Consider the following 23,984-nt stretch of genomic DNA (forward strand, 5'->3'; position numbering starts at 1 on the left):
GGGTCAACGTCCTTTGGGCCTTGCTGCGGGACGGGCGACCCTACGAGCGCAGTGCGCCCGTCCCAGCAGCTAGTTGACAACGGCATTAGGAATCCCGGCCGGGCGGCAGGGAGAGCATCGAGCGGTGCCGGCCGCCGGAGCCGGACGGCTGGCCCGGGCCGAGGTAGCCGGAGGCCACCCAGCCCTGGCCGCCGGTCGGCGCGGTGGCCTGCGCGGGCATGAACTGCGGCGCGCCGTGCGCCTGGCCCGCGTAGGTCTCGAACGTCTGGTGCTGCGGGTAGGGCAGGCCCTCGCGGGTGGCGTCCGGCGGCTGCGGGTCGCGGACCGCGAAGCCGGTGAACCGCATCCCCTCCTCGCCGGAGCGGTCGCCCGGCAGGGCGCGGAACAGCCTGCGGTATTCGGAGTACAGCGAGTCGTAGATCGGCGTGGCCGAGACCGGGTGCTCCGCGTCGTACGACGGGCGCATGCTCGGGATCGACCGGCCGACGCCGGTGGGGGAGGGGACGGCGGGGCGGCTGGGGGAGGCGAGGTCGTAGCTGTACACGTAGGAGCCAACGAGCGAGACCGGCCGGGGATGCGGGGGCGGCTCGCCCTGTCCTATGCCAAGTCCGCCGTCCGGGTCGGCCTCAACCACCTGATCGGCGGCCGGGGTTGACGGCTCGTCGGGAGCGGCCGGGGCGGCGGCGGGGTCGTTCACGGGGTCGCTCATCGGCGCGGGCCCGCTCAGGTCCCGGCCAGCGGGAGCATCGCGGCGCCCACCAGGCCGCGGGCGGCGCCCCGGTCCAGGGCGAGGCGCAGCAGGTCCTCCCGGGGCTGCCGCCCGACCGTGCCGGCCGGCACCGCGAACATGATCACCTCGGACTTGCGGGCCGCCGCGGCCCGCCACGCCGGGGTGACCTGCAGCGGCTGGTGGGCCTGCCACCAGGCGGCCGAGCCGCCAGTGGCGGACGGCTGCAGGATCGCGTGCAGCTGGCCCATCGCCATCAGCACCGACCAGCCGGAGCGGGGCCGTACCGGCGCCTGGTTGACGTCCTGGACGAGTTGGAAGCCGTGCTCGGTGAGCAGCGCGAGGAACTCGTCCTCGCCTTCCTGGCTGCCCGGGCGGCCCACCGGGCCGGTCGGCTCGACCACCAGGGCGGCGTGCTGGGTGTCCCCGCACAGCACGATCCCGCAGGTCACGCCGAGGACGGCGGGCTGCGACTGACCGCGCATCACGGTCCGCGGGGCGGTGATCGGCTCCGGGATGACGACCGGCTGGGCCGGCTCGACCGGCTCGGGGGCGAGCGCCGCCGGGGCGTCCTGCGACTGGCTGATCGACGCCACCGCGCCGCGCAGCTGCTCCTCGGCGACCGGCACCACCTGCGACGGGATGCAGCGGGCGTGCGCGAAGGCCAGCACCGCGGTCTCGTCGCCGACGAACAGCACCGTGCTGGTCGGCTCGCGCAGCGAGTCGCCCGGTTGTCGGCAGGAGGTGCAGTCGTAGGAGTCCGGCGCGTGGGCTCCGGCCAGCAGGCTCTCGGCCTCGTCGTCGCCGATCTCGGCGCGTACGTCCTCGCTCACCTCAAGCATGCGCGGCACAACCACTCCTCGTTCGTCCTCTTATGCGCCCGGGTGGGGACCTCCCGGGTGCGCGGCGCGGGACGCGCCGAACGCCATTACCAACGGGAGGTTGTGGCTGGGGTCACGGGTGGCGCTCCGGACGACGGGAATTGCGTCGGATCTGACAGCCCTGTGTGTGCCTCCGGTCGCAATGTGTCGACGCTGTGCCCGACCTCACACGGGCCAAACTGTGACCGGGACCATATTCCGATATGGTTTGATCTTCGAATACCAGGACAAATCGGGCAAATTGCCTTGGTTAACTAGATCCATACCGCCGGTAACGGGCGCATGACCTGGGCGGATCCGAAACTGTTTGGCGGCCGGTCCGCGGTGTTCGTAGGTTCGTGGCCGGTGCATCGAGCACCTCCCGGGTGGTTCACCCCCGAAGCGACGGCGCGGTACGTCCGACACGTGCACCGCCGCCCACCGGACCTGGCGAGCGAGACGAAATCCCTGCGTGCAGGGCCTGGTTCCGCCTGCCCACCCCCGGGATTGTCGAGAGGAATCTCATGATCTTCCGTAACGAGACCGCCGCTGCCACCTCCGCCCTCAAGCGCAACCGCGTCCGCGCGGCGGTCGTGGGCGGCGCCCTCCTCGCCGTCCCGGTGGCCGGCCTCGTCACGGCCACCTCGGCCTCCGCCGCGGACGTCTCCACCTGGGACAAGGTGGCGATGTGCGAGTCGACCGGCAACTGGTCGATCAACACCGGCAACGGTTTCTACGGCGGGCTGCAGTTCACCTCCTCCACCTGGGCCGCGTACGGCGGCACCGCCTACGCCGCGCAGGCCAACCTGGCCACCAAGGCGCAGCAGATCTCCGTCGCCGAGAAGGTGCTGGCCGACCAGGGCCCCGGCGCCTGGCCGGTCTGCTCGGTGGTGGCCGGCCTGACCAAGGGCGGCGCCCCGGCGCAGGTCGACACCTCCTCGTCGACCGCCTCCACCTCCTCCTCGTCCGCCGCGAAGTCGAGCTCCTCCTCGGCCGCGACCGCCGACTCCTCGAAGGCCTCGCGCTCCGAGACCCGCGCGCAGGCCCCGAAGGCCGCCGCCCAGGAGACCGCCCCGGCCCAGCAGCAGGCGCCGAAGCAGACCTGGAAGGACAAGCCCGCCGCGGCCCCGACCAACACCGCCAAGGGCGGCACCTACACGGTGAAGTCCGGCGACACCCTGTCCAAGATCGCCGCCGGCCTGGGCGTCGACTGGCACGCGCTGTACAACAACAACACCGGCGTCGTCGGCGGCAACCCGGACCTGATCTTCCCGGGCCAGGTCCTCTCCGTCTGAAGCCCCACCGGAAGCCCCGCTTCCCCCGGGATCGGCTGATCCCACCCTGTCGGCGTGAAGCCGCCACCCCCGCGCTCGGGGTGGCGGCTTCCGCCGTTCCGCCCGCCTGACCGTCCGTCAGGCCGCCGGGCGCCCCGACCACCCGGCTGGGGGCGCTCCGCGGGTGGCCGACCCGCCGGCTGCTTAGCGTCGGTGGAATGCGGATGCCCCACCTGCGGATGCCCCGGCTGCGAAAGCCCCACCTGCGGAAGCCCCGGCTGCGCCCCGCCTCGCCGCCCCGGCGGACGCCCCTGCTCGGCCGCGGCGTGCTGGCGCTCGGCCTGCTGCTCCCGTCGGCGGCCGCGCTGTCCTTCGCCCGCCAGCCCACCCCGGACCTGGTGTGGGACCGCCTCGCCGACTGCGAGAGCGACGGCGACTGGCGGGCCGACACCGGCAACGGCTACTACGGCGGCCTGCAGATCTGGCCGCCGACCTGGCGGGAGTCCGGCGGCCTGCGCTACTCCGACCGGCCCGACCATGCCTCCCGGCGCCAGCAGATCGCCGTGGCGGAGGAGATCCTGCGCCGCCAGGGCTGGAACGCGTGGCGCTCCTGCGCGCGGGACATCGGCGTCCTGCAGTAGCCCCGGGTGCTGCCAGGCGCTACCAGGTGCGCCCGGCGGGGAGGTCGGCGAGGCCCGGGGCGGACAGGTGCGGGACGCGGTAGACGGTGCCGGTGTCCTCGGTCGGCGCGTCCTGCCAGAGCGTGAAGCGCAGCAGCTCCCAGCGCCCCGGGTCGAGCGCGAGCAGTGCGGTGTGCACGCCCGGGCGTTCGGCGAGCGCACGCAGCGCGTCGAGCGCGCGGTCGACGGTGGCGGCCAGGGCGAGCGGGTCCGGGTCGGTGGGGACGGGCGTCAGGGCGCGGGTGGCGTAGCCGGGGGCGCTCGCGCGGGCCGGGCCCGGGTACTGGCCGAGCGGCGTCCAGTCGCCGACCGCGGGGCGGCCGAAGTCCCGCACGATGTGGTGGAAGCCGCCGCCGCCGACCAGGAACGCGGCCATCGCCCCGGCGTCCTGCCAGAGGTAGAACGGCGCGTACTGGTTCACCGGCGAGCCGTCCACGCCGCGTTCGCGCAGCAGCCACGCCTTGAAGCCCAGGCCGGGGCGGTCGTCCAGCAGCGGGGCGCCGGCGGCGATGCGGCGGCGGATCACGTCGAGGTCGTAGTCGGCGGGCAGGGTGATCTCGTACTGCTTGGCGTGCACGGGGACCTCTCGGCTCAGGGGAGGGCGGGCGGGGCGGCGAGCAGGGCGAGCAGGCCGTCGACCGCCTGGTGGAACGGGGCGGGGGTGCCGGCGGCGCGGGCCAGCACGTAGCCGCCCTGGAGGACGGCGACGACGGTGGCGGCGGTGGCCTGCGGGTCGGTGGCGGCGGGGAGCTGTCCGGCCGCGCGGCCCTCGGCGAGCACCTCGGCCAGGCGGCCGCGCAGCCAGCCGAGGGTCTCCTCGACGGGAGCGCGCAGCACCGGGTCGGCCATCACCTCGGGGTCCTGGGTGAGTCGGCCGATCGGGCAGCCGCGCAGCACCTCGCGCTCGCGCCGCAGGTAGGCGGCGACCCGGTCGACGGCGGTGCCGGGCCCGGAGAGCAGTTCCTCGGCGGTGGCCCGGAGCTCCTCGGCGGTACGGCGGATCGCGGTCAGCGCCAGCTCGGGCTTGCCCGCGAAGTGGTGGTACATGCTGCCCTGGCCGGCCCCCGCGTGCTGCTGGATGGCCTTCGGGCTGGTGCCCGTGTAGCCGCGCTCCCACAGCAGCTCGCGGGTGCTCTCGATCAGGCGGTCGGCGGTGCTCATGCGGCGCACTGTACATACCAGTAGGTACAGTGCGCAGGGGTTCCGGCGGGGCGGGCCGGTTCAGGCCCAGGTGAGCTCGCCCTTGGCGGCGCGGGCGCCGAGTTCGACGGCGAAGGGCACCGCCGCGTCCGGGTACCGGTGCAGCATCGCGGCCTCGACGGCCGCCGGGTCGGCGGGCTTGCCGAGCTCGGTCTCGAAGGCGCGCAGGTAGTCGGCGGTCCAGGCGATCGGGTCCGGGGTGCCGTCGGGCGGCAGCGGCAGCTCGGTGTGGCGGTGGCCGGGGACGGCGCGGGCCGGCTCCAGCGCGGCCATCTCGTCCAACAGGGCGATCCAGGCCTCGCGTTGGGCGACCCGCGGGGTGTCGGCGGTCCACGGGTGGACGCCGAGGTAGAGCAGCGGGCCGCCGAGCAGGGTGCGGCTGCGGTGCTCCCACAGGTAGTGGTGGTCGGGCAGCCCCAGGGAGGCGCCGCGCAGCTCCAGCCGGTGGTCCTCCAGCTCCACGGCGTCGCCGGTCAGCGGCTCCAACGCGACCAGCCGGGTGGGCAGTTCGGGCCCGAGCCGGGCCCAGGTGGCGCGGTGCGCGGGATAGTCGCGCTCGATCCGCTCGGCCACCGGCTCGGGCGCCAGGAAACGGGCCTCCGGGAAGGCGTCGCGGACCTCCTCCGCCGCGAAGTAGCAGTCCGGGGCGGCGTGGTCGATCAGCACCGCGGCCAGCTGCCGGCCCGACGAGCGGATCTCGCGCACCAGCCGCCGGCCGTCCGACAACCGGAACCCGGTGCCGACCAGTACCGCCCGGTGGCGGCCCAGCACCAGCACCGCCGTCTTGTGCAGTGAGCCCTCCGGCAGGTCGACCACGCGGAACTCCAAGGCTTGCATCGCGGCTCCTCCCGCCTCGGCACGGCCTCCCCCCAGCGTGGAGCGCCCGCGCGCCGTCCGCATGCGGGACGCCCGCGCGCCCGCCCGGCGGGTACGCCGAGAGGATGACCGCGGGGCCGACCGGAGGGCCACGGGCGGGGCGGGCCGCTCGTCCGGTGAGCGGACGACGGTCCGTCAGGTCGGACGGGCGGCGGTGACACCCAGGCCCCGGTGCGAGGATGAGGGGATGAGCGGGTTCGCCGGGGAGCTGTTCGGGCGCGGGCGCCAGGAGCCCGCGCCCGGGGTGGTGCTGCTGCCCGGCTGGCTGGACGGGGCGCGGCAGCGCGAGCTGGTCGCCGCCTGCCGGGAGTGGGCGCGTCCGCCGGCGGGGATGCGCACGGTGACGCTGCCGACCGGCGGGGTGATGTCGGTGCGGACGGTCTGCCTGGGCTGGCACTGGTACCCGTACGGGTACGCGCGGACGGTGGTGGACGGCGACGGCGCGCCGGTGAAGGCGTTCCCGCCGGAGCTCGGCGCGCTGGCCCGGCGGGCGGTCGACGAGGCGTACGGCGCGCGGGCGGCGGAGATCGCCGGCGCGGTCGGCTACGCGCCGGACGTGGCGCTGGTCAACCACTACCCGCACGGCGCGAAGATGGGCCTGCACCGCGACCGGGAGGAGCGGGTGGACGCCCCCGTGGTGTCGCTGTCGCTCGGCGACGACTGCGTGTTCCGGCTCGGCAACACCGAGACCAGGACCCGGCCGTGGACCGACCTGGAACTGCGCAGCGGCGACCTGCTGGTGTTCGGCGGCGAGATGCGCTTCGCCTACCACGGCGTGGTGCGCACCCTGCCGGGCACCGCCGACCCGGGCCTCGGGCTGGTCGGGCGGCTGAACATCACCGTCCGGCAGACGGGCCTGCCGTGACCGGGGACGCGGCGGGCCGGGCCCGGAGTGACCCGCGGGCGGCGGGTCGCCCCACGGGAATTCCCGGGGCGCAAGGAGACTTGTGCTGGACGAACGCGGTGGGCGCCGGCGCTCGAGGACCGGACGGCCGCCAGGAGAGGAAGCCACCCATGGGAACCCCCGTCGACCAGCTCGTCGACCTGCTCGACCTGGAGCGGATCGAGCTGAACATCTTTCGCGGCCGCAGCCCCGAGGAGGCGCTGCAGCGCACCTTCGGCGGGCAGGTGGCCGGGCAGGCGCTGGTCGCGGCGGGCCGGACGGTGGACCCGGACCGGCCGGTGCACTCCCTGCACGCGTACTTCCTGCGCCCCGGCGTCCCGGGCGTGCCGATCGTCTACCAGGTCGACCGGATCCGCGACGGCCGTTCCTTCACCACCCGCCGGGTGCTCGGCATCCAGGGCGGGCGGTCGATCTTCGCGCTGACCGCGGACTTCCACAAGCCCGAACCCGGCGGCATCGAGCACCAGATGACCATGCCGGACGTGCCCGGCCCCGAGGCGCTGCCCAGCGCCCTGGACGAGGTCGGCGCCAAGCTCGGCGAACTCCCGCCGTTCATCAGCCGGCGCCAGCCCTTCGACATCCGCTACGTGGACCGCCTGCGGTGGAGCCGCGAGGAGCTCGACGGCGTGGAGGCGCGCAGCGGCGTGTGGCTGCGCACCAACGGCGAGCTGCCCGACGACCCGCTGATCCACGTCTGCGCGCTGACCTACGCCAGCGACATGACGCTGCTGGACGCCGTCCGCGCCCCGGTCGAACCGCTGTGGGGCGAGCGGAACTTCGACATGGCCTCGCTCGACCACGCGATGTGGTTCCACCGCCCGTTCCGCGCCGACGACTGGCTGCTCTACCAGCAGGAGGCCCCGATCGCGCACGCCGCGCGCGGCCTGGCCCGCGGCGAGATCTACGACCGCAGCGGCCGGCTGGTCGTCTCCGTGATGCAGGAGGGCCTGTTCCGCCCGCTCGCCGGGCGGCCGTCCGCCGACGCCTGATGCTTCCGAACGTCCGTACCGTAACCACGACTTGGGAGGGTGAGCGATGACCGAGACCGATGCCGACGCGTGGCAGCGCTGGACGGAGTCGCGGACCGCGGCGGTGAGTGCGCCGCACGGGCCGCTGGCACTGACCGGCACCCACTGGCTGGAGCCCGAGCCGGGGGAGATCCCCGGCCTGCCGGGCCGATGGTGGGCCGAGGACGGCCTGGTGCGGACGGTGCTGGCGCCCGGCGCCGGCGTGCGACTGGAGCGCGGCGACGGCGAGTTGACCGGCGCGGTGGCGCTGCGGACGGACGGCGACCCGGAGCCGCAGATCGCCGTGCTGGGGCAGCGCAGGCTGGTGCCGATCGAGCGGGAGGGCGAGCTGGCGCTGCGGGTCTTCGACCCGGACGCGCCCACTCGGACGGGGTTCGCCGGCATCTCGCTCTTCCCGTACGCCCCCGACTGGGCGGTGCCCGCCGTCTACACCCCGTTCGACACGGGGGAGCGGGCGGTGGTGGTGGAGAACGCCGACGGCCGGGATCGCCCGCTCGCGGTGACCGGCCAGGTCGCGTTCACGCTGTGCGGCGAGCCGCACACGCTGACCGTCGGCCGCTCCGGCAACCGGCTCAGCGGCGTCATCGCGGACACCACCAGCGGCCACGAGACCTACCGCTTCCGGTTCGTGACGCTGCCCGCGCCCGACGCCGACGGAAACACCGTGCTGGACTTCAACCGCGCGTACCTGCCGCCGTGCGCGTTCGCCGACCACTTCATCTGCCCGTTCCCGCCGCCCGGCAACCGGCTGACCGTCGCCGTGGAGGCGGGCGAGCGGCAGGTGGTGACGGTCTGAGGCGAGGCCGGGTGCGCCAGCTTGTTGAGAGCGCTCTCAGAGTGCCGGTCGACCCGCTAGGCTGCTGGTAGCGACCGAGGCGCGGCCCGGTCGGCGGACGCGGAGAGGAGCCCAGGGTGTCGGAAGCCGAGACGCGGGCCGAGGCAGGACCGGCCGGGCGTCCCACCCTGGAGTCGGTGGCCGAGCTGGCGGGTGTCTCGCGGGCCACCGCCTCGCGGGTGGTGAACGGCGGCGCGGGGGTCCGCGCCGCGCTGCGGGAGAAGGTCCAGCGCGCCGTCGACGAGCTGGGCTACGTCCCCAACCTGGCCGCGCGCACCCTGGTCACCCGCCGCAACCGGGCGATCGGGGTGGTGGTCGCCGAACCCGAGAGCCGGATCTTCTCCGACCCGTTCTTCGCCCAGCACCTGCGCGGCATCAGCCGCGAACTCTCCGCCGCCGACAACCAGATGGTGCTGCTGCTCGCCGAGGACGAGCGCGACCACGAGCGGATCGGCCGCTACCTGGCCGGCGGCCACGTCGACGGCGTGCTGCTGTTCTCCCTCCACCAGGCCGACCCCACCCCCGACACCGCCCGCCGCCTCGGCCTCCCCTTCGTGATAGGTGGCCGCCCCGGCTGGCCCGGCGCCGAGTCCGACCGCGACCTGGTCTACGTCGACAGCGACAACCGCGGCGGCGCCCGCCTCGCGGTGCAGCACCTGAAGGCGCTCGGCCGGACCCGGATCGCCACCATCACCGGACCGCTCGACCAGACCTCCTCCGTCGACCGCCTCGACGGCTACCGCGACCTGCTCCCCGACGGCGACCCCGAGCTGATCGCCGTCGGCGACTTCACCGCGGACGGCGGCGGCCGCGCGATGGCCGAGCTGCTGGCCCGCCGACCGGACGTGGACGCCGTCTTCGCGGCCTCCGACGCGATGGCCTCCGGCGCGCTGCGGGTGCTCAAGGCCGCCGGGCGGCGGGTGCCGCAGGACGTCGCGGTGGTGGGCTTCGACGACGTCGAGTCGATCGCGGAGTGGACCGAGCCGCGCCTGACCACGGTCCGTCAGGACATCGAGGAGATGGGCCGCCTGATGACCCGTCTGTTGCTGCGCCGCCTCAACGACGCGGGTGCCTCCGCACCGTCCTCGGTGATCATCCCGACGGGGCTGGTGATCCGCGAGTCCGCCTGAGCCCGGGTCAGGTCGAGCCGGGCCGGTCGGCGCGGCGGTACGGTCCGCTAGGCTGCGCGCCGTTCGAGCGGTTGATCGGGAGCGGTGGGGGCGCCACGGTGCAGCATGACGGTGAGCGGGTGGCGCGGTCCGGGCCGGCCGGGCGGCGGAAGGCCGTCCTGCTGGCGGCCGCCGGTGGCGGTGTCCTGCTGCTGGCCGGGAGCGGCGTGGTCGTGGCGCTGTCCGGTGCCGAGCGGCCGGGGCCGACGGGCCGGGCACCGGTCGCGAGTGCGAGCGCGGACACGCCGGCTCCGAGCGGCGGCCCGGCCGAACTCCCCGGCAGCCCTGCCGCGACGCCGTCCGCCGCTGCGAGCGCCGAGCCCAGCGTCGAGCCCTCGCAGACCGCGGTCGACACGCCCGCGCCGAGCACGTCCGGGCGGCCCCGGACGCCGACGGCGAAGCCGTCCACCGCCGGGCCGGGCGACATGTCGCCGGTGAACGCCCGTCCGTCGGCCAGCCGGGCGCCCGCGCCGACCGCTTGCCCGCCCGGGCAGATCTTTGCCCCGGTGGGCGACGGCTGGTGCGTCACCGTGCAGACGGGTACCCCGGTCCGGCCGTCGGCCGGATCGTCGACGCCCGGCCGGTAGCGCGCGGACGGGCTCGCCCGGCGTCGAACCCGCCGGGCCCGGCCTGCGGTCCGGTGGCATCAGGCGGCCCGGACGACCTCGACGCCCTGGGCGGCGAGGCGGGTCAGGACTTCGTGCTCCGGGTCGGCGTCGGTGACGAGGGCGGTGATCTTGTCCCAGGGGAGGACGCGGTAGGGGGAGGCGGCGCCGATCTTCTCCGAGGACGCCAGGACGTAGGTGTCGGCGGCGCGAGCGGCGAGGGCGCGCTTCATGGCGGCCTCGTCGGGGTCGCCGGTGGTGAGGCCGGCTTCGGGGTGGACGCCGGTGACGCCGAGCAGGCAGAGATCGGCGGAGACGTTCTGGGCGGCTTCCACGGCGGCGGCGCCGCAGGTGACGGCGGAGTGCTTGAAGAGCCGGCCGCCGAGCAGGAAGACCTCGGCCAGAGGGTGGTCGAGCAGGGCGGTGGCGACGGTCGGGCTGTGCGTGATCACGGTGCAGGCCAGGTCGGGCGGCAGCAGGCGGGCGACCGCGAGGGCGGTGGTGCCGCCGTCCAGGATCACGGCGGCGCCGGGGCGGATCAGGGCGGCGGCGGTGCGGGCCACCCGCTGCTTGCCGTCCGGGGCGACGCTCTGCCGGGCCGCGTAGTCGGCGACCGCGGGGGAGACGGGCAGGGCGCCGCCGTAGACGCGGTGGCAGAGCCCTTCCGCGGCGAGGTCGCGCAGGTCGCGGCGCACGCTGTCCTCGGAGATGCCCAGGTCGGCGGCGACGTCCTTGGCGACGATCTTGCCCTGGCGGGCGAGCAGGGCCAGCAGGTGGTCGCGGCGTTCGGCAGCCAGCATCCGTGTTCTCTCCCGTTCTTGCACGTTTCTGCGTGTATCGTAGCGCGCCATGGACGACACCACACGGACCGCCCGCACCACCGACCCGCACCGCCCCGGCGTCGACGTCCCCGACCACCGGGGGCGCACCGGCCTCGACCGGGCCGGGCGCGAGCTGGACCGCAACCCCGGCGTGGTGGTCCGGGACGTCGAACTCACCTCGCAGGGCTGGCACGTGCTGCGCCGCACCACCTTCGACTACCGCCGGCGCGACGGGCGCTGGGTCACCCAGCAGCGCGAGACGTACGACCGCGGCAACGGCGCGGTCGTCCTGCCGTACGACGCGGAGCGCGGGACGGTGCTGCTGATCCGTCAGTTCCGGTACCCGGCCTACGTCAACGGGCATCCGGACGGGATGCTGGTGGAGGCGGCCGCCGGGCTGCTGGACGGCGACGAGCCGCTGGCGGCGATCCGGCGGGAGGCCGCGGAGGAGCTCGGCGTGGAGCTGGGGCCGCTGACGCACGTCTTCGACGCCTACATGAGCCCGGGTTCGGTCACCGAGCGGCTGCACTTCTACGCCGCCCCCTACCGTCCGGGCGACCGGACCGGGGACGGCGGCGGGCTGGAGGAGGACGGCGAGGACATCGAGGTGCTGGAAGTGCCCTTCGGTGAGGCGCGCGCGATGGTCCGGGACGGGCGGATCGCCGACGGCAAGACCGTCATGCTGCTGCAGTGGGCGGCGCTGGACGGTCCGTTCGGCGGCTGATCCGCCCTCGCGGGCGCGGTCAGCCGAGGACGAGTTCGTTCTCGACGGCGGAGTCGTCGCCGGGGACCGGGACCTGGTGGCCGCTGCGGGTGAAGCCGAGCTTGCGGTAGAAGGCCTCGGCCCGGTGGTTGTCCTGGTGGACGTAGAGGCGCACGCGGGAGACCTCGGGCTCGTCGTGCGCCTGGGCGAAGGCGATCGCGGCGTCGAACAGGGCGCGGGCCAGGCCGGTGCCGCGGTGTTCCGGGCGGACGAAGACGCCGACCAGGTGGGCCTGGGTGACGTCGATCGGGGCGCCGAAGACGTCGCCGTGGCCGGCCTGTTCGATGAGCACGGTGACCGAGCCGTCCCAGCCGCCGTCGGGCCGCTCGGCGACGAACTGTTGGGCGATCAGCTCGCTGCGGGAGCCGGCCGCGCGGGCCTGCCAGACCTCGTCGGGCTGGGCGGCGGCGTTGTCGTAGGTGTCGAGGAAGGCGATGCCCGCCACCGGGTCGCGCAGGGCGTCCAGTCGCAGGTCCCTGACCTGCCGCCAGTCCTCGGCGGTGACGGCTCGTATCACGTGGCTCATCCGCCGATCCTCGACGGGAGCGTTGACGTGGGCAAGCGGATTTCCGCCGGCCCGCCCCGGCCGGACGCCGGAGCCCCGGGCCGTGGGCGGCCCGGGGCTCGGTGCTTTCGGGGTGACGGCGGGTCAGTTGTAGGGGATCCGCAGGACGGAGGCGTTGCCCTGGGCCTGGGTGGCGCCGGTGCGCAGCTGGGCGGGGGCGTTGCCGATGGCGGGCCAGATCTCGATCCGGACGGTGGCGTTGGCGAGGTTGGCGGGCGCGGAGCCGGTGGTGGCCTGGAGGCCGGACGCGGTGGCGTTGTAGCGCTCCCAGCCGGTCACCGGGTCGGTGGCGAAGTAGCGGTAGGTCTCGGTCCGGTCGTACGTGCCGTCGCCGGTGAAGTCGTAGGAGACGCGGGCCTGTTGGCCGAGGGCGACGTTGGCGCCGGCGTCGACGTAGAGGTCGAAGTCGGTGGTGGCGCTCGGGCGGAGCGTCCCGGTGACGTGGCTGATGGTGTAGGTCAGCGGCTGGTAGGGGGCGCCGTCGTGGTTGCCGCCGCCGCCGGAGACGACGGTGTCGGCGGTGGCGCCGGTGCCGTAGCCGGGGGTCAGCGTGCCGCCGGGCTGCAGGTAGAAGGTGTTGGCGGTGGTCTGCGGCACGGTCGGACTGGCCGACGGGGACGGGGAGTTGCTCGCGGACGGCGACGGCGACGGCGAGGGCGAGGCGGACGTCGACGGGGTGGGGGAGGGGCTGACACCGCCGGCGCCGCCGTCGGGCTTGGTGCCGCGCTCGCTGGCGGTGGAGCGGGCCGGGACGGTCAGGGTGTAGCCGTCGGAGAACCGGACGGTGCGGGCCGCGGTGGTGTAGTTGTGCGCCACGTGGGTGCGGGTGGCGCCGTTGACGAAGACCGCGGCGGTGGGGGTGTCGGCGGTGGTGGCCGGGTCGAGGGTACCGAGGACGGCGAGGTTGTAGATCCAGTGGTAGGTGTGCGCCTTGGACTCGCCCTCCTCGGGGGTGTACCCGGCGTTCCCGGCGTCCCAGTCGGCCTTGGCGGCGGCGGGGTCGGTGAGTGCCTCGGCCTCCCAGAGCAGGTCCCGCCAGTCGGTGAAGACGCCGCCGTTGTTGCCCTTCAGCTCGGCGAGGTTGGCCGCCAGGTCGTCCTTGCGGCGCGCCAGGTAGAGCGAACCGCCGGTGACGGGGAGGAAGTTGATGCCGTGGATCATGCCGGGCGCGGCAGTCCACCAGGTGGAGTAGGCGGCGCCGTCGCCCCACACCATGCCGACCGTGCCGTGCTGGAAGCCGGCCGGGAAGGCCCGGTGGTCGGCGTCGAACCAGTACTGCTGCACCGCGTTGGCCTCGGTGGTGTACAGGTAGACGCCGAGGTCGCGCAGCGTGTTGTCGCCGGTGGCGGCGCCGTACAGGATCAGGCCGGAGCTGAAGTCGAGCGACTCGGAGGAGGACTCCTCGTTGTTGCCGGCCGCGAAGCCGGCGTGGCCGGAGGCCCAGCCGTGGCCCGCGTACGGGTCGAAGTTGCGCAGCACGGGGAAGCGGGCGTCGGCGCGGTCGGCGTTGGCGGCGTCCTTGGCGAGCAGCTTGACCATGCCGCCCCAGGCGGAGTCGGCGGCCCACGCGGAGTCGTAGCGGGCGACGGTGGCGGCGGCCTGGATGAAGTAGCCGTAGTGGAAGTGGTGGTCGTTGAGTTCGGCGTCGGTGCCGTAGGAGGCGGGGTAGCCGATCAGGGTCTTCCAGGTGGTGTCGTAGGCGAAGACCGGTGAGCCGGTGCCCTTGAACCAGGTCTGCAGCTTGCCCTTGATCAGTCCGAGCAGCTTGTCGCGGACCGCGGTGTCACCCAACTGGTCGGCGACCGGCACGAGTTGGGCGAGTCGGCCGAGTGCCTTGCCGACCCAGTAGGTGTCGGTGGCGGCGTTGAACGGGTCGCTCGCGTCGGCGACCTGGTGCAGGTAGCCGTCGAGCGCGGTGCGGTCGTAGCCGCCGACGTCGGGCAGCGAGGGCAGGACGCCGGTGACGGACTGCACGGTGCTGAACGAGCCGCCCTGGCGGACCTTCATGGTGCCGCGCGGCGAGGTGTACGTCAGCGCGGTCAGCGGATCGGAGGTGGCCTGCCACTGGTGCGGGTAGAGGGCGAGCAGCGTGCCGCTCTGGCTGCCCTCCTGCGCGGTGGTGGTGGCGGTGTAGGTGGTGGTGAGGGTGCCCGCGGCCGGGTCGTAGTTCCAGCCGACCTCGGTGTCGGTGACGAAGGAGTACGCGTAGGTGCGGAACAGCGCCAGGTCGGCGGTGGAGGGCAGCAGCGCGACCGAGTAGTAGTCCTTGGCGCCGAGGCCCACGCTCAGCGTGCTGCCGTTGACGTTCCAGGTGGTGCCGGTGGGGGCGAACAGGCCGTAGTTGTGGCCCGCGACGGTGATGCCGAGGACGTTGCCCTGGTTGGCGAAGACGGTGGGCGCCGAGGTGGTGGTGACCTGCGCGGCGCCGCCGGTGGCGTGCGCGTAGACGTAGGGCAGGCCGTGGCCGATGGTGGCGCTGAAGGTGTGCGCGCCGTCGGACCAGTACGGGGTGACCGTCCAGTCGGACCAGCCGTCGACCTTGGTGTCTGGGGAGTCGAGGCCGGCCACGCCGAGGGTGAGGTCGCGGGCGTGGGTGTAGTCGTACTGGCGGCCGTCGGAGGTGATGGTCGGCGTGGTGGGGTAGCCCACCTCCAGGCCCGCGGCCTGGGCCTTGAAGGTCATCGGGTGGGCGTACAGGTTCTCCGAGTACGGGTTGCCCGCGTAGCGCTGGTAGATCAGCGAGGACCACCAGTCGTTGGTGGGCGCGGCCTGGCCGGCCATCCGGGCGGTGACCTTGGGGGCGACCGGGGCGCCGTCGGAGTTGGTGGGGCCGGTGGTGCCGGCCGGGCGAACGTCGGTGTAGCCGCCGAGGCCGACCGGGACGGTCGCGGCCGCGGCGCTGCCGGCGCCGACCGTGGCGGTCAGCGCGGCGGCCGCGGCGAGCGCCAGCGCGGTCACGGCGGCCGCCGGACTGCGCAGGGAGCGGTGCTTCATGGATGTCCACCTCGAGTGGGGGGCGGGCGAGTGGCTGAGAGCGCTCTCAGTCCGGGGACGCTAGGGGCGTCCCTGAAGGGGTGTCAACAGGTGCGGCGAAGGCTGTTTCGTTCAGAACTCGAATGCCCAGGTGGGCAGGACGCGAGATTACGTTCAGGTTTCGAGGGCTTGACGGGCGCGTTCACCGCCCGGCACTCTCTCGGCAGCGGTTGAGAGCGCTCTCAGAACGTGGCGGCGCCGACGACCCGCATCACCCACGTCCTTCGACTTCCCCCGCATCCGCCCCGCCCAGGAGGCCTCCCCATGCGTCCCCACAGAGCCCGCCGCTCCTCCGCGGCCCTCGGCTGCGGCCTGCTCGCCGCCGCCCTGCTGCTCAGCGCGTGCAGCAGCTCCGGCACCACCGGTTCCCAGGACTCCGCCGCCGGCAACGTGACCCTCACGGTGGACCTGTTCGGCACCTTCGGGTTCAAGGAGGCCGGCCTCTACGACGAGTACATGAAGCTGCACCCGAACGTCACCATCAAGCAGACCGACACCCAGGACGAGGGCCAGTACTGGCAGGCGCTGCAGACCAAGCTCGCGGGCGGCGGCGGCCTCGCCGACGTGCAGGGCCTGGAGGTCGGCCGGGTGGCCAGCGTGGTGCAGAAGCAGGCCGACAAGTTCACCGACCTGAAGACGCTCGGCATCGGCGGGGTCAACGACGAGCTGGTGCCGTGGAAGGGCGCGGCGATCAAGACCGCCGACGGCAAGGTGCTCGGCGCGGGCACCGACGTCGGCCCGGAGGCGATCTGCTACCGCACCGACCTGTTCAAGGCCGCGGGCCTGCCCACCGACCGCACCGAGCTGGCCGCCAAGTGGTCGACCTGGCAGGGCTACCTGGACCTCGGCAAGCAGTACGCCGCCAAGGCCGAGGCGGGCAACGCCTGGACCGACAGCGCGGCCGGCATGTTCACCGCCGAGGTCGGCCAGCAGAAGGTCCGCTACGCCGACGAGGCCGGAAAGCCGGTCTACGACTCCAGCACCGCGGTGAAGACCGCCTGGGCGGACGCCACCTCGCTGGTGGCGAGCGGCCTGTCCGCGAAGCTCGCGCAGTGGACCCCCGAGTGGAACAAGGCGTTCTCGACCGGCAAGTTCGCCACCCTGAGCTGCCCCGCGTGGATGATCGGCTACATCAAGGGCCAGGCGGGCGACGGCGGTTCGGGCAAGTGGGACATCGCCGCGGGCCCCGGCAAGACCGGCAACTGGGGCGGCTCGTACCTGACGATCCCGAAGACCGCCAAGCACCCGAAGGAGGCCGCCGAGCTGATCAAGTGGCTGACCGCCAAGGAGCAGCAGGCCACCCTCTTCACCAAGCAGGGCTCGTTCCCGTCCTCCACCGGCGCGCAGGCCGCCATCAAGGACGTCACCGACCCGTACTTCAACAACGCCCCGATCGGCCAGATCTTCAGCGAGTCGGCGGGCAACATGCCGGCCCAGGTGCTGGGTACCGACGACGGCGTGATCGGCAAGGCGTTCACCGACGCCCTCGGCGAGGTGGAGCGCACCGGCACCGCGCCGGACGCCGCCTGGAAGCACGCCCTGGACAACGTCAAGAAGGCCAACGGCAGCTGACGCCACGTCAGTGCCGGTCGCCAACCCGCCGCCCCGGCCCGCCCGTTGACCCGGGCGGGCCGGGCGCCCGTCGAAGGACCCCGCCCATGGCTCTCGGTTCCACCGCCCGGCTGCCCGCCGCCCGGGCCGCCGGCCGCACCCGCCGGCGGCTCGCCCCGTACGGCTTCGTCGCCCCGTTCTTCGTGCTGTTCGCCGCGTTCGGCCTGTTCCCGCTGCTGTACACCGCCTACGTGTCGCTGCACCGGGTCGAGCTGCAGACCTCCGACCGGATGGACTGGCTGGGCCTGCAGAACTACACCCGGCTGTTCGAGGACCCGTTCTTCTGGAACGCGCTGCGCAACACCTTCACCATCGGCGTGCTCTCCACCGTCCCGCAGCTGCTGATGGCGCTGGGCCTCGCCCACCTGCTCAACTACCGGCTGCGCGGCCGGACCTTCTTCCGGGTCGCGATGCTGCTGCCGTACGCCACCTCGGTCGCCGCCGCGACCCTGGTCTTCGCCCAGCTGTTCGGCCGCGACTACGGCCTGATCAACTGGGTGCTGCACACCCTGGGCCTGCACCCCGTGGACTGGCAGGCCTCCACCTGGGCCTCCCAGCTCGGCGTCTCGGCGATCGTCACCTGGCGCTGGACCGGCTACAACGCGCTGATCTACCTGGCCGGCATGCAGGCCATCCCCGGCGAGCTGTACGAGTCCGCGGCCGTCGACGGCGCCTCCCGCTGGCAGCAGTTCCGGCACGTCACCATCCCCGGCCTGCGGCCCACCATCGTCTTCACCGTGGTGGTCTCCACCATCGGCGCCACCCAGCTGTTCGGCGAACCGCTGCTGTACGAGGGCAACTCCGGCGGCGGCATCTCGCACCAGTACCAGACCCTCGGCCTCTACCTGTACGAGCAGGGCTGGACCTTCTTCCACCTCGGCCGGGCCGCCGCCGTCGCCTGGGTGATGTTCCTGCTGATCGTCGTCCTCGCCCTGCTGAACGCGGCGATCGCCGCCCGCCGCAACCGTACGGACCGGTGACCCGATGACCCACGTCCTGTCCAAGCCCGCCGCCCCGGCCCGCAGTTCGGCCCGCCGGGCGCGCTCCCCGCTGAACGGCGGCCCGCTCGCCTACGCCGTGCTGATCGTCGCCACGCTGCTCGCGGTCTTCCCGTTCTACTGGACGCTGGTCGCCGCCAGCCGCTCCAACTCCGAGCTCAGCGCGGCGACGCCGGCGCTCACCCCCGGGCCCAACCTGTTCCACAACCTCGGCGAGGCGCTCCAGCAGGCCGCGATCGGCACCGCCCTGGTCAACTCGCTGATCGTGGCCGGCGTGGTCACCGCCGGGGTGGTGCTCTCCTCGACGCTCGCCGGGTTCGCCTTCGCCAAGCTGAGGTTCCGCGGCAGCCGGGCGCTGCTGGCGCTCACCGTCGGCACCATGATGATCCCGCCGCAGCTCGGCGTGATCCCGCTGTTCATGGTGATCGTCAAGCTCGACCTGCAGAACAAGCTGCCCTCGGTGATCCTGCCCTCGCTGGTCTCCGCGTTCGGCGTCTTCTTCATGCGCCAGTACCTGGTGCAGGCGCTGCCCGACGAACTCGTCGAGGCCGGGCGGATGGACGGCGCCTCGCTGCTGCGGATCTTCCGCTCCATCGTGCTCCCGGTGGCCCGGCCCGGCATGGCCGTGCTCGGCATGCTCACCTTCATGGCCACCTGGAACGACTTCTTCTGGCCGATCGTCGCGCTGAGCTCCCAGAACCCCACCGTGCAGGTCGCGTTGAAGTCCCTCGGCCAGGGGTACGTACCCGACCAGTCGGTCATCATGGCCGGCACCCTGCTCGGCACCCTTCCCGTCCTGGTGGTGTTCGCGCTGCTGGGCCGGCAGATCGTCGGCGGCATCATGCAGGGCGCGGTCAAGGGCTGACCCGCCCCGACCGGCCGACAGACCCCACCAACTCACCCTCCTGGAAGGCGACATGACCGTCCAAGCGCTCCCGCTGACCGCCCCCGCCGCGCCCGCCCGGTTCCCGGCCGGATTCCTCTGGGGCGCCGCCACCGCGGCCTACCAGATCGAGGGCGCCGCCGCCGAGGACGGCCGCACCCCGTCCATCTGGGACACCTTCAGCCGCCGCCCCGGCGCCGTCCGCAACGGCGACACCGGCGACGTCGCCGCCGACCACTACCACCGCTACCGCGACGACGTCGCGCTGATGTCCGAACTCGGCCTCGGCGCCTACCGGTTCTCGCTCTCCTGGCCGCGCATCCAGCCCGGCGGCAGCGGCCCCGCCAACGAGGCCGGGCTCGACTTCTACGACCGACTCACCGACGAACTCCTCGCCGCCGGCATCACCCCCGTCGCCACCCTCTACCACTGGGACCTGCCCCAGGAACTGGAGGACCGGGGCGGCTGGACCGACCGCGGCACCGCGCTGCGCTTCGCCGAGTACGCGAGCATCGCCGCCCGCCGGCTCGGCGACCGCATCCCCACCTGGACCACCCTCAACGAGCCCTGGTGCAGCGCCTTCCTCGGCTACGGCAACGGTGTCCACGCCCCCGGCCGCACCGACCACCGCGCCGCCCTCACCGCCCACCACCACCTGCTGCTCGCCCACGGCCTCGGCACCGCCGCGCTGCGCGCCGAACTCCCCGCCACCGCACAGGTGTCGCTCACCCTCAACCTGGCCGCGGTCCGCCCGCTCACCACCGACCCGGCCGACCTGGACGCCGCCCGCCGGATCGACGGCCTCGCCAACCGGATCTTCCTCGACCCGGTCTTCCACGGCCGCTACCCCGAGGACGTGCTCGCCGACACCGCCCACCTCACCGACTGGTCCTTCGTCCGGCCCGGCGACCTCGCCGAGATCGCCCGCCCCGTCGACTCGCTCGGCATCAACTACTACACGCCGACCGTGGTCGCCGCCGACGACCCCGCCAGCCCCGCCCCGCGCCAGGACGGCCACCAGGGCGACAGCCCCTGGCCAGCCGACCACGGCATCCGCTTCCTGCCCGCCCCCGGCAGCACCACCGCGATGGGCTGGCCGGTCGACGCCGACGGCCTGTACGAACTGCTCACCCGACTGCGCGACGACCTGCCCGGCGTGCCGCTGCTGGTCACCGAGAACGGCGCCGCCTACGAGGACTACACCGACCCCAGCGGCGCCGTCCACGACCCCGAGCGGATCGCCTACCTGCACGGCCACCTCGCCGCGGTCCGCCGCGCCATCGCCGACGGCGCCCCCGTCCAGGGCTACTTCCTCTGGTCGCTGCTCGACAACTACGAGTGGGCGTACGGCTACAGCAAGCGCTTCGGCATCGTCCACGTCGACTTCGCCAGCCAGCGGCGCACCCCCAAGGACAGCGCCCGCTGGTACGCGGAGGTGATCCGCACCGGCCGACTGCCCGAGTGAGTCCCCCGGGACCTCACCGGGGCGTCGGCCGGTACGGCGGGACGCGTCACAGCGAGGCCGGGTCGGCGATGTCCCCTCGCCCACCCGGCCTCCCGCATCCCCCTCACGGGTCAACGATCTGATCAAATGGGCCCTCGATCAAGGTCGATCTGCCGCACGATGCATTAGCGGAGCTGATCGATTCCGGCCGCCCACCACGTCGAGGGAATCCGCCCGTTGGACCTGACCGAGATCGAGACCTTCCTGGCACTCGCCGACGAACTCCACTTCGGGCGCACCGCCGAGCGCCTGCGGCTGTCCCAGTCCCGGGTCAGCCAGCTCATCCGCTCCCTCGAACGCCGCATCGGCGCACCGCTGTTCGTCCGCACCAGCCGCCGGGTCACGCTCACCCCGCTCGGCGAGCACACCCGGCGGTCCTTCGGCGCCGCCCACCGGGCGCTGCGCCGCAGCTACGACGAGGCGGTGGCGATCGCCCAGGGCGTGGCCGGCGAACTGCGGATCGGCTTCCTCGGCTGCCTAAACGGCGCCCCGTTCACCGGCGCCGTCGCCGAGTTCGCCCGCCGCCACCCCGCCTGCCGGGTGGCCGCCACCGAGGTCTCCTGGGTCGACCCCTACCGCCCGCTGCGCGGCGGCGACGTGGACCTGCTGCTCACCCTGCTGCCGGTGGACGAACCGGACCTGACGGTCGGCGGGGTGCTCGTCGCCCACCCGCGGCTGCTCGCCCTCCGGGACGGGCACCCGCTCGCCGCCAAACGGAGCGTGGACATCGAGGAGCTCGCCGACTGGCCGATCCTGGACAGCCCGTTGGAGGTGCCCGAGCCGATCCGACACGCCGTCAGCCCGCCGTTCACCCCGAGCGGCCGGCCGCTGCACCGCACCCCCGGCGGCCGCACCTACCAGGAGGCGCTGCACCACGTCGCCACCAGCGACACCGTCTGGGCCACGCACCGCGGCCTGTTCCGCGGCTACCGGCACCCCGAGGTGGTGGCCCGCCCCCTCACCGGCCTGTCCGCGGCCAACGGCGCGCTGGTGTGGCGCACCGACGCCGCCACCGCCAAGGTGCACGCCTTCGTCTCCGCCGCGGCCGGCGCGGCGGCCTGACGCTACCCGCCGTTTTGCTCGGCCGAGCAAACACGGTCTTGCTCGGCCGAGCAAACAGCGCTAACGTTTTGCTCAGTCGAGCAAGGAGTTGCTCGATCGAGCAGAACGGGAGGTGCTCCGGTGGCGCGGACTTTCACCGAGTCGGGGCGGCGGAGCCAGATCGTGCAGGCGGCGATCGAGGTGATCGCGGAGGCGGGCTACGCCAAGGCGACCTTCGCGCGGATCGCCAAGCACGCGGGGCTGAGCAGCACCGGGATGATCTCGTACCACTTCGCGGGCAAGGACGACCTGCTGCGCGAGGTGGTGGCCGAGGTGCTGCGGGTCTCGCAGGAGTACATGGTGCCGCGGATCGAGGCGGAGACCGGCGCGCGGGCGCGACTGCACGCGTACGTGCGGTCGAACGTCGAGCTGGTGGCGGTGCATCCGCGGCACCTGGCGGCGCTGCTGGAGGTCCTGAACGTCCAGGGCGGCGACTCGGAGGCGCAGTTCGCCGAGAACCAGCGGGCGATGATGGAGATGCAGGAGGGCCTGGTGCGGATGGCCCAGGCCTCCGGGGAGTACGGGGCGTTCGACGCCCGGGTGCTGGTGACGGCGCTGCGGGGGGCGATCGACGCGGTCCTGGTGCGCACGATGCGCGATCCGGAGATGGACGTGGCCACCAGCGCACGTGAGTTGGCGGAGCTGTTCGACCGGGCGGTGCGGCCGGTCGAGGTCTGCATGGAACCGCACCGTGGACAGGGGGAATCGTGAACGAGCGGATGGCGGCGACGGGTACCGGCACGACAGCCGGGGACGCGACGGCGGGGGACGCGATGGCTGGGGGCGCTGAGGCCGGGGGTGCTGCGTCTGGGGGCGCGGCGGAGCTGCCGCGGACCGAGGACGGGCAGGTCGACTGGGCCGCGGTGGCGGGGGACAGGTCGACGCCGGCGGAGCGGGCGCGGCGGGGGAAGCGGCAGCTGTTCCAGTCGCTGGTGTTCGAGCTGGCGGTGCCGCTGGCGGCCTACTACGTGCTGCTGGCGGTGGGCGCCGGGCAGTGGCTGGCGATCACCGTGAGCGGGCTGTCGGCGCTGCCGTGGGTCGTGTACGGGATCGTCCGGCACCGGCGGCTGGACGCGATGCCGGTGTTCGCGCTGCTGCTGATCGCGGTGGGCGCGGTGCTCTCGGTGGTGACGGGCAGTCCGCGGGTGCTGCTGGTGCGCGACAGCTGGGTGTTCGGCCTGATCGGGGTGTGGATCCTGGGCAGCCTGTTCACCCGGCGGCCGTTCATGCTGGGCGCCGGACGGTCCGTGGTGAGCGCCAAGATCGGGGTGGCGGGCGCGGCGGCGTGGGCCGGACAGTGGGAGACCGACCCGCGGTTCCGGCGGCACCTGCGGCTGCTGACCCTGGTGTGGGGCGTCGGTTTCGCACTGGACGCGCTGGTGCGGGTGGCGTTCGCGCTGACCCTCCCGCTCGGGGCGGTGCCGCTGGTGAACAGCCTGCAGTGGCTGGTCGTGCTGGGCGGGCTGCTGCTGTTCCACGTGCAGTACGTGAAGCGGGCCGGGCTGCTGGTGTGAGACCGGCGTACGGGTGCGGCATCCTGACGGGTCGTCAGGGTGCCGCACGCTGCTATCCGGGGTGCTTCGCCTCGTGTGCGCCACTCGCCGGTGCGTCGTCGTCGAGCGGTCGACCGGCGTGAAGCACCTCACGGCTGCTCGCGGCTCGACAGATGAACGCGGGCTGCCCTGGAAGCCGTCAAACAGGTCAACGGGTCGGTAACCATGAGCGAGGAGCCATGAGGTGTAGAGCCTGATCGAGGCCGTCATGGCCGAGATGCGGGAGCGGTCGAAGTAGAGGGCTGAGACCAGATCCTGGCCTGGCCAGGCGTGGATCAGGTGGCCGCTGTACCGCCTTGAACGACCGCGCGGCTGCTGTTCCGCCAGTCGTCTGACCGTCCGCCCGCCACTAGCCGCGGGTCGTCGGTCGATCCGATCCCCGGTGTCCATCACTTGTTGAACACAGAGGCAGCGTCCAATGTCGATCAGTCCTTCGCCCGAGGTCGCGGGGTTCTTCTCGTTCGTGACGGGGATGCCGTGGCCGGAGGCGGATGAGGATCTGATGCGGTCGGTGGCGGACGACTACTACGCGGTGGCGGACGACCTGAGGGTTCTCGGGGGGTATGTCGGCGAGTTGGTGCCGGTGATTCTGGAGAATTTCGAGGGGGATGCGGCGGAGGCGTTCGTGGCGGCGATCCGGGACCTGGTGGGGCAGGTGTCGGGTGGGGACGTGATGTCGGAGACCGCGGATCTGTCGCGGGAGTTGGGGGATGTGGCGCGCCAGGTCGCGAATCAGGTCGAGTACACGAAGCTGATGGCGATCCTGCAGGTCGTGCAGTTGATCCTGCAGATGCTGGTGGCGCAGTTCTTCGCGCCGTTCACGTTCGGCGGGTCGTATTTCAATGCGACGCTGGCGTTCGCGGCGACGCGGGAGGCGTTGCGGAACCTGTTCTTCTGGCTGGTGCGGCAGATCGCGTCGCAGACGTTCATGGGGATCATGGGCGGGTTGGCGATGGATGCGGCGATCCAGAGTTACCAGTTGGCGTCGCATCAC

At 73.4% G+C, this 23,984-nt stretch carries 24 protein-coding genes; 15 read left to right on the top strand and 9 right to left on the bottom strand.

The window, feature by feature from the left end; genetic code table 11:
* Positions 1 to 85 precede the first annotated feature (85 nt).
* Both ACWD4U_RS33120 and ACWD4U_RS33125 read right to left on the bottom strand, forming a co-directional pair.
* Positions 86 to 697 (bottom strand): hypothetical protein, encoded by a 612-nt coding sequence (locus ACWD4U_RS33120; protein WP_363461408.1) that lies wholly within the window; start codon positions 695 to 697, stop codon positions 86 to 88.
* Positions 698 to 723: 26 nt separating this feature from the next.
* Positions 724 to 1,578 carry a hypothetical protein gene (locus tag ACWD4U_RS33125; RefSeq protein ID WP_363461405.1) on the bottom strand — a complete coding sequence of 285 codons (855 nt, stop codon included), beginning with the start codon at positions 1,576 to 1,578 and terminating at the stop codon, positions 724 to 726.
* Between the two features lie 533 nt (positions 1,579 to 2,111).
* On the opposite strand from ACWD4U_RS33125, the gene ACWD4U_RS33130 reads away from it, so the two are divergent.
* On the top strand, positions 2,112 to 2,882 hold the full coding sequence (locus ACWD4U_RS33130) for a transglycosylase family protein (protein WP_363461403.1): 771 nt from the start codon (positions 2,112 to 2,114) through the stop codon (positions 2,880 to 2,882).
* A 197-nt stretch (positions 2,883 to 3,079) separates the two neighbouring features.
* Positions 3,080 to 3,502 (top strand): transglycosylase family protein, encoded by a 423-nt coding sequence (locus ACWD4U_RS33135; protein ID WP_363461401.1) that lies wholly within the window; start codon positions 3,080 to 3,082, stop codon positions 3,500 to 3,502.
* A 19-nt stretch (positions 3,503 to 3,521) separates the two neighbouring features.
* On the opposite strand, the gene ACWD4U_RS33140 is transcribed toward ACWD4U_RS33135, so the two are convergent.
* Genes ACWD4U_RS33140 through ACWD4U_RS33150 form a run of 3 tightly spaced genes read right to left on the bottom strand, consistent with a single transcriptional unit; the run spans position 3,522 to position 5,578 of the window.
* Positions 3,522 to 4,118, bottom strand: coding sequence for a DUF4865 family protein (locus tag ACWD4U_RS33140; RefSeq protein WP_363461399.1), 597 nt, complete (start codon positions 4,116 to 4,118; stop codon positions 3,522 to 3,524).
* Positions 4,119 to 4,132: 14 nt separating this feature from the next.
* Positions 4,133 to 4,702: a TetR/AcrR family transcriptional regulator gene (locus tag ACWD4U_RS33145; RefSeq protein WP_363461397.1), complete on the bottom strand. Its 570-nt coding sequence runs from the start codon at positions 4,700 to 4,702 to the stop codon at positions 4,133 to 4,135.
* A 60-nt stretch (positions 4,703 to 4,762) separates the two neighbouring features.
* Positions 4,763 to 5,578, bottom strand: coding sequence for an MBL fold metallo-hydrolase (locus ACWD4U_RS33150; RefSeq protein ID WP_363461395.1), 816 nt, complete (start codon positions 5,576 to 5,578; stop codon positions 4,763 to 4,765).
* A 226-nt stretch (positions 5,579 to 5,804) separates the two neighbouring features.
* On the opposite strand from ACWD4U_RS33150, the gene ACWD4U_RS33155 reads away from it, so the two are divergent.
* The 4 genes from ACWD4U_RS33155 to ACWD4U_RS33170 all read left to right on the top strand — a co-directional run bounded on the left by ACWD4U_RS33155 (position 5,805) and on the right by ACWD4U_RS33170 (position 9,514).
* Positions 5,805 to 6,482, top strand: coding sequence for an alpha-ketoglutarate-dependent dioxygenase AlkB family protein (locus tag ACWD4U_RS33155; protein ID WP_363461393.1), 678 nt, complete (start codon positions 5,805 to 5,807; stop codon positions 6,480 to 6,482).
* A 149-nt stretch (positions 6,483 to 6,631) separates the two neighbouring features.
* Positions 6,632 to 7,510 (top strand): acyl-CoA thioesterase, encoded by an 879-nt coding sequence (locus ACWD4U_RS33160; RefSeq protein WP_363461391.1) that lies wholly within the window; start codon positions 6,632 to 6,634, stop codon positions 7,508 to 7,510.
* A gap of 46 nt (positions 7,511 to 7,556) precedes the next feature.
* Positions 7,557 to 8,345 (top strand): DUF1684 domain-containing protein, encoded by a 789-nt coding sequence (locus ACWD4U_RS33165; RefSeq protein ID WP_363461389.1) that lies wholly within the window; start codon positions 7,557 to 7,559, stop codon positions 8,343 to 8,345.
* A 116-nt stretch (positions 8,346 to 8,461) separates the two neighbouring features.
* Positions 8,462 to 9,514, top strand: coding sequence for a LacI family DNA-binding transcriptional regulator (locus ACWD4U_RS33170; RefSeq protein WP_363461387.1), 1,053 nt, complete (start codon positions 8,462 to 8,464; stop codon positions 9,512 to 9,514).
* 7 nt (positions 9,515 to 9,521) lie between these two features.
* Here ACWD4U_RS33170 and ACWD4U_RS33175 read toward each other — a convergent pair whose 3' ends face one another.
* Together ACWD4U_RS33175 and ACWD4U_RS33180 are read right to left on the bottom strand one after the other, a co-directional pair.
* Positions 9,522 to 10,082 carry a hypothetical protein gene (locus tag ACWD4U_RS33175; protein ID WP_363461385.1) on the bottom strand — a complete coding sequence of 187 codons (561 nt, stop codon included), beginning with the start codon at positions 10,080 to 10,082 and terminating at the stop codon, positions 9,522 to 9,524.
* Positions 10,083 to 10,199: 117 nt separating this feature from the next.
* Entirely contained in the window at positions 10,200 to 10,958 is a 759-nt protein-coding gene (locus tag ACWD4U_RS33180; RefSeq protein ID WP_363461383.1) for a DeoR/GlpR family DNA-binding transcription regulator, read from the bottom strand.
* 49 nt (positions 10,959 to 11,007) lie between these two features.
* Here ACWD4U_RS33180 and ACWD4U_RS33185 point away from each other — a divergent pair, with 49 nt between their 5' ends.
* Positions 11,008 to 11,703 carry an NUDIX domain-containing protein gene (locus ACWD4U_RS33185; RefSeq protein WP_363461381.1) on the top strand — a complete coding sequence of 232 codons (696 nt, stop codon included), beginning with the start codon at positions 11,008 to 11,010 and terminating at the stop codon, positions 11,701 to 11,703.
* 19 nt (positions 11,704 to 11,722) lie between these two features.
* Here ACWD4U_RS33185 and ACWD4U_RS33190 read toward each other — a convergent pair whose 3' ends face one another.
* Together ACWD4U_RS33190 and ACWD4U_RS33195 are read right to left on the bottom strand one after the other, a co-directional pair.
* Entirely contained in the window at positions 11,723 to 12,268 is a 546-nt protein-coding gene (locus ACWD4U_RS33190; RefSeq protein WP_363461378.1) for a GNAT family N-acetyltransferase, read from the bottom strand.
* Positions 12,269 to 12,391: 123 nt separating this feature from the next.
* Positions 12,392 to 15,301, bottom strand: coding sequence for a glycosyl hydrolase (locus ACWD4U_RS33195; RefSeq protein WP_363461376.1), 2,910 nt, complete (start codon positions 15,299 to 15,301; stop codon positions 12,392 to 12,394).
* A gap of 303 nt (positions 15,302 to 15,604) precedes the next feature.
* Between ACWD4U_RS33195 and ACWD4U_RS33200 the strand changes: the two genes are divergently transcribed.
* The 8 genes from ACWD4U_RS33200 to ACWD4U_RS33235 all read left to right on the top strand — a co-directional run.
* Positions 15,605 to 16,912, top strand: a complete 1,308-nt coding sequence (locus ACWD4U_RS33200) for an ABC transporter substrate-binding protein (protein ID WP_363461374.1) — start codon at positions 15,605 to 15,607, stop codon at positions 16,910 to 16,912.
* Positions 16,913 to 16,998: 86 nt separating this feature from the next.
* The gene (locus ACWD4U_RS33205; protein WP_363461372.1) at positions 16,999 to 17,931 is read left to right on the top strand and encodes a carbohydrate ABC transporter permease; all 933 of its coding nucleotides are present in this window, start codon (positions 16,999 to 17,001) and stop codon (positions 17,929 to 17,931) included.
* Between the two features lie 4 nt (positions 17,932 to 17,935).
* A complete protein-coding gene (locus ACWD4U_RS33210) occupies positions 17,936 to 18,814 on the top strand; it encodes a carbohydrate ABC transporter permease (protein ID WP_363461370.1) in 879 nt (292 codons plus the stop codon).
* Between the two features lie 52 nt (positions 18,815 to 18,866).
* Complete coding sequence (locus tag ACWD4U_RS33215; protein WP_363461368.1) at positions 18,867 to 20,297, top strand: GH1 family beta-glucosidase; 1,431 nt, start codon at positions 18,867 to 18,869, stop codon at positions 20,295 to 20,297.
* Between the two features lie 216 nt (positions 20,298 to 20,513).
* Positions 20,514 to 21,398, top strand: coding sequence for a LysR family transcriptional regulator (locus tag ACWD4U_RS33220; protein WP_363461366.1), 885 nt, complete (start codon positions 20,514 to 20,516; stop codon positions 21,396 to 21,398).
* A gap of 120 nt (positions 21,399 to 21,518) precedes the next feature.
* On the top strand, positions 21,519 to 22,148 hold the full coding sequence (locus ACWD4U_RS33225; protein WP_363461364.1) for a TetR/AcrR family transcriptional regulator: 630 nt from the start codon (positions 21,519 to 21,521) through the stop codon (positions 22,146 to 22,148).
* 62 nt (positions 22,149 to 22,210) lie between these two features.
* Positions 22,211 to 22,951, top strand: coding sequence for a VC0807 family protein (locus ACWD4U_RS33230; protein WP_363461362.1), 741 nt, complete (start codon positions 22,211 to 22,213; stop codon positions 22,949 to 22,951).
* A gap of 457 nt (positions 22,952 to 23,408) precedes the next feature.
* Positions 23,409 to 23,984, top strand: a 576-nt coding sequence (locus ACWD4U_RS33235; RefSeq protein ID WP_363461360.1) for a WXG100-like domain-containing protein, incomplete at its 3' end; no start/stop codon positions are given.

Source organism: Kitasatospora sp. NPDC002522 (assembly GCF_053595195.1).

What these genes read in the sequence shown, in the direction of transcription:
- ACWD4U_RS33130 (WP_363461403.1), top strand. Translation starts at nt 2,112, where the DNA reads ATGATCTTCCGTAACGAGACCGCCGCTGCCACCTCCGCCCTCAAGCGC.
- ACWD4U_RS33135 (WP_363461401.1), top strand. Translation starts at nt 3,080, where the DNA reads ATGCGGATGCCCCACCTGCGGATGCCCCGGCTGCGAAAGCCCCACCTG.
- ACWD4U_RS33145 (WP_363461397.1), bottom strand. Translation starts at nt 4,702, where the DNA reads ATGAGCACCGCCGACCGCCTGATCGAGAGCACCCGCGAGCTGCTGTGG.
- ACWD4U_RS33150 (WP_363461395.1), bottom strand. Translation starts at nt 5,578, where the DNA reads ATGCAAGCCTTGGAGTTCCGCGTGGTCGACCTGCCGGAGGGCTCACTG.
- ACWD4U_RS33155 (WP_363461393.1), top strand. Translation starts at nt 5,805, where the DNA reads ATGAGCGGGTTCGCCGGGGAGCTGTTCGGGCGCGGGCGCCAGGAGCCC.
- ACWD4U_RS33160 (WP_363461391.1), top strand. Translation starts at nt 6,632, where the DNA reads ATGGGAACCCCCGTCGACCAGCTCGTCGACCTGCTCGACCTGGAGCGG.
- ACWD4U_RS33165 (WP_363461389.1), top strand. Translation starts at nt 7,557, where the DNA reads ATGACCGAGACCGATGCCGACGCGTGGCAGCGCTGGACGGAGTCGCGG.
- ACWD4U_RS33180 (WP_363461383.1), bottom strand. Translation starts at nt 10,958, where the DNA reads ATGCTGGCTGCCGAACGCCGCGACCACCTGCTGGCCCTGCTCGCCCGC.
- ACWD4U_RS33185 (WP_363461381.1), top strand. Translation starts at nt 11,008, where the DNA reads ATGGACGACACCACACGGACCGCCCGCACCACCGACCCGCACCGCCCC.
- ACWD4U_RS33190 (WP_363461378.1), bottom strand. Translation starts at nt 12,268, where the DNA reads ATGAGCCACGTGATACGAGCCGTCACCGCCGAGGACTGGCGGCAGGTC.
- ACWD4U_RS33195 (WP_363461376.1), bottom strand. Translation starts at nt 15,301, where the DNA reads ATGAAGCACCGCTCCCTGCGCAGTCCGGCGGCCGCCGTGACCGCGCTG.
- ACWD4U_RS33200 (WP_363461374.1), top strand. Translation starts at nt 15,605, where the DNA reads ATGCGTCCCCACAGAGCCCGCCGCTCCTCCGCGGCCCTCGGCTGCGGC.
- ACWD4U_RS33205 (WP_363461372.1), top strand. Translation starts at nt 16,999, where the DNA reads ATGGCTCTCGGTTCCACCGCCCGGCTGCCCGCCGCCCGGGCCGCCGGC.
- ACWD4U_RS33210 (WP_363461370.1), top strand. Translation starts at nt 17,936, where the DNA reads ATGACCCACGTCCTGTCCAAGCCCGCCGCCCCGGCCCGCAGTTCGGCC.
- ACWD4U_RS33215 (WP_363461368.1), top strand. Translation starts at nt 18,867, where the DNA reads ATGACCGTCCAAGCGCTCCCGCTGACCGCCCCCGCCGCGCCCGCCCGG.
- ACWD4U_RS33230 (WP_363461362.1), top strand. Translation starts at nt 22,211, where the DNA reads ATGGCTGGGGGCGCTGAGGCCGGGGGTGCTGCGTCTGGGGGCGCGGCG.